We start from the raw sequence: 14,318 nt of genomic DNA on the forward strand, positions 1-14,318 counted from the left end.
ACGACTTCCTTGTTTTGAATATTATCCATTTCACACGCATCCTTTTGTGCTTAATCCCTGTCAGTATTTCATCGACTATGTTTATGGCCTAACCATATTGATAGTCTAAGCATACTTATGTCCAATAAAAATCAGTATAGCCTTACCTGAACGTTCGTTCAATGGGTGTTTAAGCAAATAGCTAAAATGATTTTGTAGGCAACATTAAAGAAAATGCCAGCTCACTTATGTGGCTGGCATTTTGACTGCTATTTTTTGACATCGTCTGCTTAGCTAGCCGAGTCTTTTACTCAGCTCAGGAAAGCGCTTAATCATAAATAGCATCAGTAGCAGCGCTACAACAGCGATAGCTGCACCGACATATCCAACGCTTGATAGTGAAATATGAGTCACAGCATAACCACCGAATAGCGCACCAGTACCAATACCCAAATTGATAATGCCGGAAAACATCGACATCAGCATGTCTTGCGCATTGACATCGACCATAATGACTTTGGCTTGCATCGAAATAATAAGCAGCATGAGCGCCGCGCCCCAAAGTAAGGAAATAAAGCTGAGCGCCCATACGGATGTTACTGCTAGCAATAGTGTGAGCATAGACACGAGCATCAGTATCGTCGATATCAGCATCAATCTGGTATTGAACCTATCGCCCCAGCGACTAAATATCACGCTGCCGATAATCCCTGCGATACCGAATAGCAGTAATACAAGCGTTGCGGAGTTTTCACTGATTGAGCCAACGTGGCGCATGAAGGGTTCGATATACGAATAAGCCGTATAGTGCGCGGTGAAAACAAGCAATATGAGCAAGTATAAGCAGACCAACAATGGGTTTTTGAGCAGCTCTGGAATCTTTCTAAAAGACCCTTCAAACATGCTAGGCAGCGTCGGTAAGAGTCTCGCTTGTAGTACAAATACGATAAAACCAATCACGCCAATACCGCCAAATGTCGCTCGCCAGCCAAACCATTGACCGACCAAGCGCCCTAAAGGCACCCCTAATACCATCGCCAATGAAGTACCAGTCGCAAGCACGCTAAGCGCCAGGGCCTTTTTGCCTTCAGGTGCCACACGTATAGCGATTGCCGCTGTGATGGACCAAAATATCGCATGCGATAGCGCAATGCCGACTCGGCTAATGAGAAGAACATCGAAACTCCACGCAAATACGGAAAGCACATGACTGGCAATGAATACCGCAAAAAGTCCCAAGAGCAAACGTTTACGCTCAAAACGACTGGTGAGCAGCATCAGTGGCAATGACATGGCCGCGACAATCCAAGCATAAAGTGTCAGCATCCAGCCAGTCTCTGCTGTAGTGATAGAGAAGTCTTGGGCAATATCGCTCAGCAAGGCGACAGGGACGAATTCGGTGGTATTCATAATAAAGGCACTGACGCCCATCAAGAATACTTGAAAATACTGAGTCCGGCGAGCATCAGAGCTCGCCTCAATGGTATGTTTCATAAGATCCAATACAAAGAAGGTGCTAATGCAAAATGATTAGCCAATAGTAGAGTAAGCAATTTTTGATAATACAAGCGTGGCGAGGCAAGATACCAAGTCAACGGCATTAGTTAAAGGGCTTTTTTGATAAGGATTGTTAATTAGTTGATAGGAAAGCTTAAATCAAAAAATAATAGGCATGTCTGTCTCACAAATAATTTATTGACATTAAAGACGATCGGTCATAATATCTATGCATGACAATGACTAAGCCAAAAGCCCGTCGAGGGCGTCCACCCAATATTGAACGAGAGTTTACGGATACCCGTGAGGCTCTTTTGAGATCTGGGATGGAAATGCTGACAGAGCAAGGTTTTGCGACCACTGGTATCGATGCCATACTCAAACGTATCAGTGTGCCTAAAGGTTCCTTCTACAATTACTTCAAAAACAAAGAAGCATTTGGACAGGAAGTATTACGGCAATACGCGTTATATTTCGCTCGTAAGCTAGATCATTGTTTTTTGAATGAGCACGTGTCTCCTATGCAGCGTATTAGTGACTTTGTTGAGGATGCTAAGTCGGGCATGATTAAGCATGAATTTCGACGCGGCTGCTTAGTAGGCAACTTAGGTCAAGAGATTGTCGTATTGCCTGACAGTTTCCGTTGTGAGTTAGAAAACATATTGCTTGATTGGCAGGAGCGTTTAGCGGCTTGCTTGCGTCTTGCAGTACAACAAGAACAAATACATTCTAATAGTGATTGTGATGAGCTTGCTGCTTACTTTTGGATTGGTTGGGAAGGTGCTGTTTTGCGTGCTAAGTTGGTGCAAGATGTCCATCCGTTGGATACTTTTTTCCGAGGGTTTGTGGCAGGGCTACAGAAGTAATTTTTTATCTATATTTTTAGACGACCGGTCTAAATTATTTTTTACTTATTTATAGACGATTGGTCTAAATAGGAGCTGTTATGTTTAAAGCAATATTAATTGAAAAAAATGATGATGTTTATCGGTCTAGTCTGACTGAGATACAGGACACGCAATTACCAGAAGGAGATGTCACGGTTCGTGTGGTATTTAGCACGCTCAATTATAAGGATGGATTAGCCATTACTGGTCGTAGCCCTGTGGTACGCACATTTCCTATGGTTCCAGGAATTGATTTAGCAGGCACTGTCGAAACGAGCAACCATCATCGCTACAAAGCTGGCGACAAGGTGCTGTTGAATGGTTGGAGCGTGGGCGAGAAGTATTGGGGTGGTCTATCACAGAAAGCCAGATTGAACGGTGACTGGCTGATCCCGCTCCCTGAGTCGATGACTGAACGTCAAGCGATGGCAATTGGCACAGCAGGATATACCGCGATGCTTTGTCTAATTGCATTGGAGCGTCATGGACTGACACTAGATAGCGGTGAAGTACTTGTGACTGGTGCTAACGGCGGCGTTGGTAGTTTTGCCATCGCACTTTTGGCAAACCAAGGCTATTCTGTCACGGCTTCTACGGGTCGCCTAGAGGAAGTAGATTACCTAAAAAGCCTTGGTGCAACGACGATCATCGACCGAGCGGAATTAAGCAGTCCGGGACGCGCGCTTGGTAAAGAAAGATGGGCCGCTGCAATCGATTCTGTCGGCAGTCACACGCTTGCCAATGTTTGTGCCAGTATATGTGAAGATGGTTTAGTCGCTACTTGTGGACTGGCTCAAGGTATGGATTTCCCTGCTACTGTTGCGCCATTTATTTTGCGCGGTGTTAGTTTGCTTGGTATCAATAGCGTGACGCGACCTTATGATGAGCGTATAGAAGCTTGGAAGCGCTTGAGTACGAGTCTGGATATGACACAATTGGATGCAATCACAAGAGAGATTGGCCTGAGCGAAGTCATTCCAACAGCAAGTGAGTTGTTAGATGGCAAAATTCGTGGTCGAATAGTCGTTGATGTAAATCGTTAAGGTATAAGTAATATCTTTAGTGCTTTAACACTAGCGTTTCCATACTAATTTTTTAATACTAACGTTTAAAGATTTAGCTTCTTACTAGCATATGAACAAATGATATATAGAAATATCGAAGATTGAGTGCTTAAAGTGAAAAACAATTATTCACAAACGGGCACACATATCGGTATTTATTTTTTATCATTTAATATGCTATCATTATTGCGTTGTCTATCGTGGGTTTAACAGTTTTGTCATCACCGACTATTCTTGTAATAGCAGTGGTGTGCAAACCTTGCAACTTCCAGCACGATATAAAAGAACTCTGGTAAAGCGCATGAGCCTGTACTCCGACATCCTCATTTGTGCCTGATTTTATTTGCCCATATGGGCTTATATCATACTTTTTTGTCGGAGTTACAGGAGTCTAAGGTGTTTAATCTCATGAGCCACGTTGCCAACCAATCCAAATATACCCGTCGTTATCACCCACATCATCTTTTAGCGCAATACGTGATCAATCAAATAGACACGCTTGAGCTGCGTTCGCAAGATATTATCAAAAAGATGGGTTATCCGCTAAAGCATACCATTCCTGCGTGTGAGCGCCTGCGTCATGTATTGTCGAGCAAGTTCCTTGGGCTTGATGGCAGCTATATTGATAAATATTTCACCGCTGACGAATTTTTAGCGACGCTATTTTCAGTGCTCGATATACCTTATCAGCCATTCGCAGAAGATATTGCTCAGATCAAACACGATTTAGTTAATCCTCCAAAGTCTTTATGTACATATAGTTTACGAGCAGAGATAGATTTTGAGTTTGTGAATGCGAATTGGATGGTTCGTTGCGGAGTATCGCGTTTGGCTCATATACGTCTACCTAATGATTTTGCTGAAATGAATAAAGCAAAACGCACATCGATCATAAAAGATGCTATCTATGATCATTATCAGCAGTATGTGAGCGGTTTGCCCTATGATGGTGTGATCAAGGGTTATCAACTAATTGCTGAGCAGAACAATGAAGTGGTTGAGACCATAGCATATGGATTGCCAAAATCTAGCAATGTCTGAATACAAAAGCTTCTATAGAATTAATGATTTAACATCTTAACGATTAGCAAGTATTAGATGTTGTAAAACAAAAAAGTCCCTATTCACATGAATAGGGACTTTTTTTGGTCTACATTATCTATATGATATAAACTGACCTATCACTTAAAAACGATGGGTATAGCCAACCGTATAAGTACGTCCTAGACCTTTGTAATCAAATGCTGATGCAGGTGCGTAGCTACCATAATATATCTGCGCTTGTTGCCCCCAAACGGTGGTGTAATCTTTGTCCAATAAGTTTTGAACACCTAGACTAAACTCACCTGAAGGTAAGAAGTAAGTGTAATCAAGGTCAACCGTAGTATAGCCATCTAGCTCTTGAGTAGAGTCGCTACTTGAATCATAACCTGAGACGTCACGCATCATATTTGCTTGTAGCTTAAGCGCTTGGTTGTCATCTTCCCAGCGTGTCCACAGAGCGTATTTGGCTGGGCTGGTGTCAGTCACGACAGTATCTTCGTAGCTACCATCAACCTGCGTCTCGCTTTTGACCCAATGTGCCAGTGCGCCGATGCTCACATTGTCATTAATCGCATAGTCGCCCTTTGCTTCAACACCATACACACGCTTTTTATTATCACTTTGAGTGATCAGCAGTGTGCTGCGATCATAATCGATACTGCCATCCGATACGCTATAGTAACCAGTCAGCTGACCCGTCAAATTGTTGTGATTGAACGACGTGCCTAACTCGTAGCTATCAGTTTTGATGCCATCAAGTTCGGTACCAGAGACATTAGAGCCATTAACAAGCTCATAATAGTTTGCTGCATTTTTTGCATAGATGCCTTGACCATAAAACTTAGCAGGATCAGGCAACTCAAAACCTTGTGAGAAGTTTGCGAAGTAGCGTAGGTTACTGGTAGGTTTATAGTTAAGTCCCAGATTAAATAAGTTGACATTATAGTCAGTGCTACCGCCAGGGATCGCGTCACCACCCGTGGCATTGCCTAAAGCAATATCAGTCTGTACTGTGCTAGAGACAAAATCATCGATTTTATTGTTTAGGTGTTGGTAGCGCATACCAGCTGTCGCGCTTAGCTTATCGGTCAGCTCATAATCACCTTGAATGAAACCAGCGATAGAATTTACCTCAGTACCAGGGTAGCGTCCAACGGTGGCAAACTCATCATTGACCAGACCACCAGTAGCAATGCTCGTACCCTGATTAAATATCATTTTATTACTGTCAAGTTTGTCTTGATAGCCATCGATACCATAGGTTAATTTGAGCTTGTCAGTCCAATCCTTGCTTAGTGCGACACGTGCTGAAGTTACGTCAGTTGACTGCTCTGAAGCGGCAAAGTAAGTGCCATAGATGAATGGAATAAAGCTCAGCTCTTCGGTACGATGTGATAGTTGAGCATACACTTCATGACCGAATAGCTCAGTATTGTGGTAATTGGCATTGTATTGCTGACGTTCCGTACTGGCCTGACGATCACTCTCAAAACCGTCACTAATCTCGGCACCGAATGGACGGGTGGTTAGATCATACTGAATACCGTAATCTGTGTCTTGCTCACTATTATAGTACTGTGCTGACAAGTCTAAGGTTTGCTTCTCATCAATCTGTATTTGTGTACTGGCCAAGATATCAATGGTCTCATTGTCTTGCAACGAACCCTGAGTGGTATCAGGAACGAGCATTTTACCACTGCCATCAAAGAAAGAGCCGGTCTGTTCATAAGTGACGGCTAGCTTACTTTTGATATTTTCTGTACCACCACCGATTGAGGCGTGACCTTTGTAAGAGATGTCATCATCATCTTGGAAACCTGATGTTGCTTGTATAGAAGTGGTGATTTGTGGCTCACCAGCTTGTGCTTTTTTGGTCTTAATATTGATAATACCACCAGTTGCGCCACCACCATAGACTGCTGATGCACCAGACAATACTTCGATACTCTCGATATTTTCCATGCTGATCGAGTCTAGATAACGACTGATAGCACGTGATGAATTGAGTGACACCCCATCAATCATTACTTGCATACTACGCCCACGCAAGTTTTGACCTGCGCTCGTACGACCGCCGCTACCCAAATCGAGAGAGGGTACTTCTTGAGCGATAAAGTCGCCTAAACGCTTACCCGTACGTGCCGCTTCATCGACTTTGTATTCATCGATATACCAGACAGTCGCCGGAATATCAGAGATTGCTTTTGGTGTTTGGTTGGCAACCACCACGATAGGATCAAGCGTGACACTTGGCTGAACACTTTGGTCGGTACCAATCGTTGTGTCAGCAAATGCTGGACTGAATTGCAATAACGTTCCTACAGCTAGGACCATAGGTGCTTTTTTAGAGGTCTGTAGGGTGGTTAGAATGGCGCTATACAAACGAGAGTAGGGCAAAGTACGAGATAAAGTATGGCGCTTAAACATAATGATGAAACCGTAGTATAAATGATAATCGTTAATGATACCTTTATCATCTAAGTATGTCTATAGGTTATGGTTTGGTAAATAGAACTGACCGAATATGTCTTAGAAGACGATGAGTATGATGAATATGTAATTAATGGAAGAGAGTAGCTATTGAAAATAGTCTCAGACACACAGAGAAAAACCGTCTGATGCTCTTTGCATTAGACGGTTCTATAAGATTTTCAATGTAGTGATTTTACACTTTACACTCTACATTTTAGGCTTTAATGATGGAGTTATTTAAAATGCGCCGCTAAGCCCAACAAATAAACTCGTTGATTTATCATCATCACCTTGCGAATGTGTAACACCTGCATTGGCACTAAGTTGACCAAATTCCCTAGATAGCCCCAGTGTCATTGCAAAGTTGTCGTCGTCAGTTTGTGCCATTGGTGTGCTAAAGCTAATGTTAGACAATGTGTTTAGGCGTGCTGTTACGGCTTCACGATTGTCACTTAGCTGCTTTTGGTAATGGATATCACCGAACACGTTTAGTTTTTCCATGACATTATGATTGGCTTTGACCCCAAGCTTGCCATAAGTCGTTGTATATTTTTGCTCATCGAACTGCATGGCGATGCCAGAGTTTTCTTGTTCTTCAAGCTCACTGATCTTTACACGGCTAGCAGTTGCACCGATATATGGGGTGATAGCAACGCTACTTACTTGCATTGGGTAGCCGGCTTGTACGTTGGCATAAAAACGTTTGCCATCAGCATTTGATTTAAATTCTTGTTTATTACTACCAAGCGTGACGGCGCGTGTGACATCCACATCCATATTGCCAAAACCAACAGCACCATTAATTTGTACGCCACCAAAATTGTCTAGCGTATTGCTATGATAGACACCAAACCCTACTTCATCTAATTCAATATTGCTTAAACCCGTAGCGACACCTGAATTATCAAATTCTTTTTGAGTAATGTTGCCATATAAGCCAGTGACTGCGTTTGCTGAATTGGGATGAGCAAAGTCTACGCCGAACAGTACTTGTGTATTGTTATCACTATCAAACCCTGCGATGTCTTGATCTTCAAATTCACCTACCGCCCATAACGTACGGTCAGGCTTTTGCTCACTGCTTTGGATTTGGTTGACGTGAGATTGTAAGCGCTCATTGGTTGCCAGTCCTGTGGTAGTTGCAATATGTGGCAGGACACCGATTAGGCTAGGTGCAGTGACAACAGCATTTGCATAGTCAGCAATCATTTGATGCGCACTACCGGTCGGATGTATGCCATCCGCAAAAAAGTAGGTTTCGTTGGCATCTGGGGTGACTAAGTCGCTTGATCCACAAGTGAGCGAGCTGTCTGTATTACAAGCAGGTGTCGTGATATTAGTAAAGCCGTAGGCGGTAGGGTTGTCTGCGACTTCTTGCAATAAGCTAAACATATCTAACGGTATGATATTAGCCCCAGTATTTGCCACACCACTGAGCATAAATTGATTATATAGACTGGCTACACCAGTACTTTGCGCTTGTGCCACAGCTCCTTGCTCGATAGCTCTAGGTGTTAGACCGATATCAGGAATATTGGGTACTAAAATATAGTTTGCACCATTGTCTTTTAGTGTATTGATGGTGTCGACCTGACTAGCCACTGCACCAAGTATCGTGGTTTGAGCATTAGTAGGATCTTCAGCCGCAGCAAGTAAATCATTTGCGCCTGCCCAAACAACATATAGTCCATTAGGATCTACTTTGTTATTGGCGACATAGCTATCGACTTGGCTATTGGCAGAAGCCACTGGAATGCCAAAAGCAGTGACGTCTACGCCTGCTCTTGCACCGCCAATGGCATAGTTATTACCCGTTTGACTACCATCATAGGTATTGGCAACAGCGGTTGTACCCAGTTGTTCAGCGAATGAGGTTGCCCATGTATTGTCAGGGTTGGTGGTGAACTGACCTGATTCTTCTAGTCCAAAGACACCTTGGGTAAGTGGGCTGAAGTATCCACCATCAGTTAAACTGTCACCAAAAAATGTCACGCTACTATAGTCATTAGCATGAGCGAGTCCGGCCGTACATAGTGTAATGGCTAGTATGCTCTGAGTAAGGGTTTTTAGGGTAGTGCGTTCAATAACAGCACGAGGTGTATGATGAGACATATCGACTTCCTTGTCGTAAATATGGCGGGATTATTAACCGATTGTAACTACTTTTTAAAAACCTAGCAATCTATTTGACTGTAGAGTCCTACCTTATTTTAATGGGTCTTATTAATCTTTAGGTCAATATAATCTCAAAATTCTAAGCAATATTTAATGCCAGAGAGCTTTAAAACGTCACTCTTTAACGCTTGCTGTCATTATTAATATTGTATATTTGATTTAGTTTAAAAGAGAGTCAAGGCAACCGAGTGCAGATATATGTGTGATACTTCAAGCGAGGTTAACGCGGTCACCCTTTTATAGAGAATTGACTATAAGTAGCTGCTTTGTCGATAATGATTTATGATAAGCAGACATTATGGATTATTTATATAAAAGAAAATCATGATTTTCATTAGCAATACCATCCGGCTCAATGACCACGAAGTAGATATTAGCGCCATACGTGCGCAAGGTGCTGGCGGGCAAAACGTCAACAAAGTCTCTTCTGCCATTCATCTGCGTTTTGATATAACAACTTCAAGTCTCAGCGCTCCGCAAAAAGAGCGTCTATTGACCAGTAATGATAACCGTATTAGTAAAGAAGGTGTGTTTGTACTAAAAGCGCAGCAATTTCGCACGCAAGAAAGAAACAAGGCAGACGCTATTGAGCGCTTGCAACAATTTATCATACAAGCCACTTCTATCAGCAAAAACCGAAAGCCTACAAGGCCTAGTAGAAATGCCAAGCGTAAACGTGTAGATAAAAAAACCCAGCGAGGTAAGACCAAGGCGCTGCGAGGTAAGGTAGACTTTTAACCTGCTATAAATACTTATATTTTGAGCCGCATATATATCTAAAAGTGTCTGAATAAGAGACAATACGCCCATAGATTTTAAGGCACTGTGACATTGCAAATAGTCGTGCACTTATAAGCTATTACAAATAAGTAATGGCTCACACTTAACAACGTTAATCCAAATAAAAAAGGCAGTTCTGAATGACCAATGATAACCCGTTTAACTTTTTACCCTTGCAGCCTATCGGTAGGAACGAGACTGATAGTGCTAATGCCTATGCTCCTGAAGACATGATTAAAATATACGAACAGCAGTTTCTCATTAAAGTACCTGAAGAGCAGCTGACTGAGTTTTTGCCAGCACTAAAAAGATTTTATGACATTGATAATAATACGTTAGACATCAGTGCTATTATTTTTGAAGCCATCGCGGAATCAAGTATTATTTACAATCACAAAATCAAAGTAGGCGACTATCAAATACTAGGTGGGTTGATAGAAGAAGCGATTGAGTATGATGAAGACAATAAAGATAACGAAGGTGTTGAAAACGAAGACATTCAAGCTTACACACTAGAATGTAAACGTGATTTTTTCATCAATGATGTAGAGGTACCTTATCATTTCAATTTATTTATTTATGGTGATGGCTATTCTACGTTAACCAAAAAAGAAAGCTTGTTAGAAAAAATGTATTGGTTCGTCAGAGGTAGATTCGAAGAGCATCTATTGGATGACGCTGAAGATAATGAAAGCTTAGAATCTATCAATGAGCAGCTAGCCAGCTTAGGCATTCGTGAAATGGATCTGTCGACGATAGATGAGATAGTTAACTATGTAGAAGACAACATCATAGATGATGCCATGGTAGAGGCACTGAACAAGTTATTAGATGATGCCGAGTAGTATGAAAGATAAGCCTATAGAGTAGGCTGTCGCGGCACACTATATGAGCTGTGTCTAAGGCGTGTTGAGCATTCACAGATAGCTGATGTCAGGGCTATTATTGAACGTTCAACACGCCTTTGTCTTTTTACATAGTGATTTTGATAAATAACCTAAATAGAGAGTACCTTCAATGAATAGGGATAACCTTAATTATGAAAACTTTAAAAAAGTTAGCGAAGCACTTCCTGTTATTCGACTTGAAGAGCACTACGGTGAATCTCTTATAAATTGTATATATCGTAGTACTAGTCTTAGTATCGATGACTTTTTTCTATCATGCTTAAAAGACTGGATTGTAAATAATTTCTATGATGAAGAAACTTTCGAAGAAGACGTTAATGAGTATTTATCGTCAATAAATATTTTGCAAGAAGTTGGCATTGACTTTTCAAGAAAAGTCTCTGAGGTCTCTATGCAGCGCTCTGATTACTTTATAAAAGATTTGAAGTCCATTGAGATAGATTTTGCTGCTGCGAAGCAGTACATTACTTGTATTGATGGTACTTATGAGCACTTAGGTATACTTCAAACTGCTGGAGGTTTATATGCTTTTTTTATGTATATGGGGTAAGTTTATAAAATGTGGGGAGTATAGTTAGGTCAATATAAAAAAGACACAGAATGACTAATATAAATTTTTTGTATCATCTGTCTGCGTAGGCATAGCAAGAAAGAACAATTTGTACCTGTCACGCATTGTGATGTCGTGTATTCATTTTATTTAATATCGGCTACATAGTTAATTATAATAAGCTAGGTATTGTTTAGCTCGCTGAGATGTAATACATATTCAAACTATGCAGGATTCATCATTGCCATCAACTGAGTTTTGTCTTTTATAGTGATAAAACCATAGTGCATATCGATAAGGCTCTGTTTTTGCCACGATTGGATGATTTTATTGATAGTTTGTCTGGTAGTGCCTAGCATAAAGCCAAGCTCTTCTTGCGATAAGCGCAGATCTATTTTGATATCATCTCCCATCTGCTTACCATAAATATCGATGAGCCCAATCAGCATGCTAGCCAGTCGCGCTGAGGTGTTGAGTGAGGTAGCATCGTCAATCCAATCAAATGCTCGGCGGATTCGCTGGCAAGTAATAAGGGCTAGATGCTTGTATAAAATCGGATGCGATTGCGCTGTCTGGATTACTAGGTTTCTAGGGATGGAGATGAGCGTTACTTTGTTAATCGTCCACGCATCATGGGTGCGAGGATTGTCATCTATGATAGATATCTCACCAAACCACTCGCCACTAGATAGATGCGTCAATGTCATGGCATGGCCACTAGCGCTCACATTACACACTCTAATCGTACCCGACACAACAAAGTGTAGAGCGGCATCATCGTTGTCACCGATGGCATGAATCATTTGACCTTTTTGGTATACCTTTAGCACCGCATCGCCTGCCAGTAGCGGCTGCACAATGGCTGGTAGTTGACTAAACCATGGGTCGTTATTTAAATAATGACTAATATTCATAAGTGTAATGTTTTTGACAGATTTGGTTTGATGAAATGGTGTAAAGTAATCATTCAGGATATCTAACACAGTAAAGGAATACACCATGCAAACAGCTATGCAAACCAATACATCAATGGACTCATCATCGAGTGTACACCATAATATGAGCGAACAAGAGTGGCAGATGCGAGTAAATCTTGCCGCCTGTTATCGAATGATTGCCTCTTATGGCTGGGACGATTTGGTATTCACTCATATCTCTGCACGCGTACCAGGTACTGAGGATGAGTTTTTAATAAATCCGTATGGCATGTTATTCGAAGAGATTACAGCATCCAGTCTGGTTAAGGTCAATAAAGTAGGCGAGAAAGTAGCACCATCAGAGTTTGACGTGAATCCAGCTGGATTTATCATTCATAGTGCTGTGCACGAAGCTCGCGATGATGCGCACTGCGTCATTCATCTGCACACAAATGATGGCGTTGCTGTCTCAGCGCAAGAAAAAGGCTTACTGCCCATCTCGCAACAATCATTATTTCCACTTTCTAACTTGGCATACCACGACTACGAAGGCGTCGCATTAAACCCTGAAGAAAAAGTACGCTTGGTTGCTGATTTAGGCGATGCTCACTTCATGATTTTGCGTAACCATGGTTTGCTCACTTGTGCTGATACGGTTGCCAACGCGTTTTTGTACATGTATATCATGCAAAGAGCTTGTGAGATTCAGATCAAAGCGCAGAGTGGGGGCGGTGTATTGACACCGATACCAGCACAAATCTTGGCCGGTATCCAAGCTGTATCAGAGCAAGTCACCAGAGGCGCGAATGGCGATATCGCCTGGCCTGCATTACTAAGAAAACTGCGCCGCACTGACCCATCATTTGAGGAGTAAATCTCTAATGATAACTCTTGATGAGTGGCAACGGCAGGGACAATATGAATCAATCCATGGACACCAAATATTCACTCGGTATGCAGGAAATAAAAGTGCACCTGTATTGCTATTGATTCACGGTTATCCTAGTGCCAGTTGGGACTGGGAGGGCATGTGGGATGCGCTAACCGAGCATTATTATGTTATTACGCTTGATATGCTAGGGTTTGGGCTGTCAGATAAACCAAAAAACGCGCGCTATCTAATCAGTGAGCAGGCCGATATTTATCAAGCTGTTTTGCAAAAAATGGGCATCAGTGATTATCATATCTTAGCGCATGACTATGGTGATACAGTGGCTCAGGAGTTGCTGGCAAGACAAGTCGAAGGGAGTGCTGAGCCACACATTGCTAGCGTATGCTTCTTAAACGGTGGTCTATTTCCTGAGACCCATAAACCTATCTTGGTGCAGAAACTACTGCTATCACCATTGGGTTTTTTGGTATCAAAGTTAATTAATAAACGGAAATTTGCGGGCAGTCTACAACGGATATTTGGCCCCGATATACAGCCTACGTCAGAGGTGATAGACACGCTATGGCAGTTGTTAAGTTACAATGATGGGTTGGGTGTGATGCATAAGTTGATTAATTACATGCCTCAACGGCAGCAGTACCGAAAGCGATGGGTAGGGGCCATTATCAACAGTACCGTACCAGTTAAACTGATTGCTGGTGCCAAAGATCCCATCTCAGGACAGCATATGATTGATCGTTATCGTCAGTTGATACCCAGCGCTGATATAACCAATATGCCTATGCTAGGTCATTATCCGCAGATAGAGGATGCGACGGCGATCACAGCGGCCTATCTACAATTTAGACGCAGTATTCTGTAGATACTGTTTAATCTAAAACACGCAGGGCATCAAGTGGTGCTCTGCGTTTTTTATTCTATTATTATTGCTTGAGTCTCAAGTGCGTATAAGCTGTTAGCTGAGTTAGAAAAACGCATCACGGAATGAATAGCATAGGTCAAAGTGCATTAAGTTCAGAAAATGAAGAGACAAGCTCAATCCGTCCCACGTTTTTCAATGCTTATCCATTTTTTAAACCTTTGAGATCATAAAGAAGTGGTTTTGACGCCATCGTTGATCCAGTTTAAAAGAGATATAAGGCAACCGAGCGCA

12 protein-coding genes are annotated in these 14,318 nt (G+C 41.9%); 8 read left to right on the top strand and 4 right to left on the bottom strand.

The features are described 5' to 3' along the window. Positions 1-273: 273 nt before the first annotated feature. The gene (locus JMW61_RS09245; RefSeq protein WP_227687432.1) at positions 274-1,473 is read right to left on the bottom strand and encodes a sugar transporter; all 1,200 of its coding nucleotides are present in this window, start codon (positions 1,471-1,473) and stop codon (positions 274-276) included. Positions 1,474-1,715: 242 nt separating this feature from the next. Here JMW61_RS09245 and acuR point away from each other — a divergent pair, with 242 nt between their 5' ends. The 3 genes from acuR to JMW61_RS09260 all read left to right on the top strand — a co-directional run bounded on the left by acuR (position 1,716) and on the right by JMW61_RS09260 (position 4,468). Continuing rightward, positions 1,716-2,342 carry an acrylate utilization transcriptional regulator AcuR gene (gene acuR / locus JMW61_RS09250; RefSeq protein WP_265090117.1) on the top strand — a complete coding sequence of 209 codons (627 nt, stop codon included), beginning with the start codon at positions 1,716-1,718 and terminating at the stop codon, positions 2,340-2,342. An 80-nt stretch (positions 2,343-2,422) separates the two neighbouring features. Next, the gene (gene acuI, locus JMW61_RS09255; RefSeq protein WP_201550708.1) at positions 2,423-3,406 is read left to right on the top strand and encodes an acrylyl-CoA reductase (NADPH); all 984 of its coding nucleotides are present in this window, start codon (positions 2,423-2,425) and stop codon (positions 3,404-3,406) included. 429 nt (positions 3,407-3,835) lie between these two features. Then, a complete protein-coding gene (locus JMW61_RS09260) occupies positions 3,836-4,468 on the top strand; it encodes a hypothetical protein (RefSeq protein WP_197217736.1) in 633 nt (210 codons plus the stop codon). Between the two features lie 144 nt (positions 4,469-4,612). On the opposite strand, the gene JMW61_RS09265 is transcribed toward JMW61_RS09260, so the two are convergent. Continuing rightward, complete coding sequence (locus JMW61_RS09265) at positions 4,613-6,898, bottom strand: TonB-dependent receptor (protein ID WP_201550711.1); 2,286 nt, start codon at positions 6,896-6,898, stop codon at positions 4,613-4,615. Positions 6,899-7,180: 282 nt separating this feature from the next. Then, positions 7,181-9,055, bottom strand: coding sequence for an autotransporter domain-containing protein (locus JMW61_RS09270; RefSeq protein ID WP_201550714.1), 1,875 nt, complete (start codon positions 9,053-9,055; stop codon positions 7,181-7,183). Between the two features lie 387 nt (positions 9,056-9,442). On the opposite strand from JMW61_RS09270, the gene arfB reads away from it, so the two are divergent. The 3 genes from arfB (at position 9,443) to JMW61_RS09285 (ending at position 11,356) form a co-directional block, all read left to right on the top strand. Continuing rightward, on the top strand, positions 9,443-9,856 hold the full coding sequence (gene arfB, locus JMW61_RS09275; RefSeq protein WP_194197357.1) for an alternative ribosome rescue aminoacyl-tRNA hydrolase ArfB: 414 nt from the start codon (positions 9,443-9,445) through the stop codon (positions 9,854-9,856). A gap of 182 nt (positions 9,857-10,038) precedes the next feature. Then, positions 10,039-10,743, top strand: coding sequence for a hypothetical protein (locus JMW61_RS09280; protein ID WP_201550717.1), 705 nt, complete (start codon positions 10,039-10,041; stop codon positions 10,741-10,743). 172 nt (positions 10,744-10,915) lie between these two features. After that, on the top strand, positions 10,916-11,356 hold the full coding sequence (locus JMW61_RS09285) for a hypothetical protein (protein WP_201550720.1): 441 nt from the start codon (positions 10,916-10,918) through the stop codon (positions 11,354-11,356). Between the two features lie 224 nt (positions 11,357-11,580). Here the strand turns inward: JMW61_RS09285 and JMW61_RS09290 are convergent, their stop codons facing one another. Next, entirely contained in the window at positions 11,581-12,270 is a 690-nt protein-coding gene (locus JMW61_RS09290) for a Crp/Fnr family transcriptional regulator (protein WP_201550723.1), read from the bottom strand. A gap of 85 nt (positions 12,271-12,355) precedes the next feature. On the opposite strand from JMW61_RS09290, the gene JMW61_RS09295 reads away from it, so the two are divergent. Both JMW61_RS09295 and JMW61_RS09300 read left to right on the top strand, forming a co-directional pair. Continuing rightward, positions 12,356-13,147, top strand: coding sequence for a class II aldolase/adducin family protein (locus JMW61_RS09295; RefSeq protein WP_227687433.1), 792 nt, complete (start codon positions 12,356-12,358; stop codon positions 13,145-13,147). A 7-nt stretch (positions 13,148-13,154) separates the two neighbouring features. Further along, positions 13,155-14,027 (top strand): alpha/beta fold hydrolase, encoded by an 873-nt coding sequence (locus tag JMW61_RS09300; RefSeq protein WP_201550726.1) that lies wholly within the window; start codon positions 13,155-13,157, stop codon positions 14,025-14,027. The last annotated feature ends 291 nt before the right edge of the window (positions 14,028-14,318 follow it).

This window comes from Psychrobacter fjordensis, from assembly GCF_904845995.1.
Lineage (GTDB): Bacteria > Pseudomonadota > Gammaproteobacteria > Pseudomonadales > Moraxellaceae > Psychrobacter > Psychrobacter fjordensis.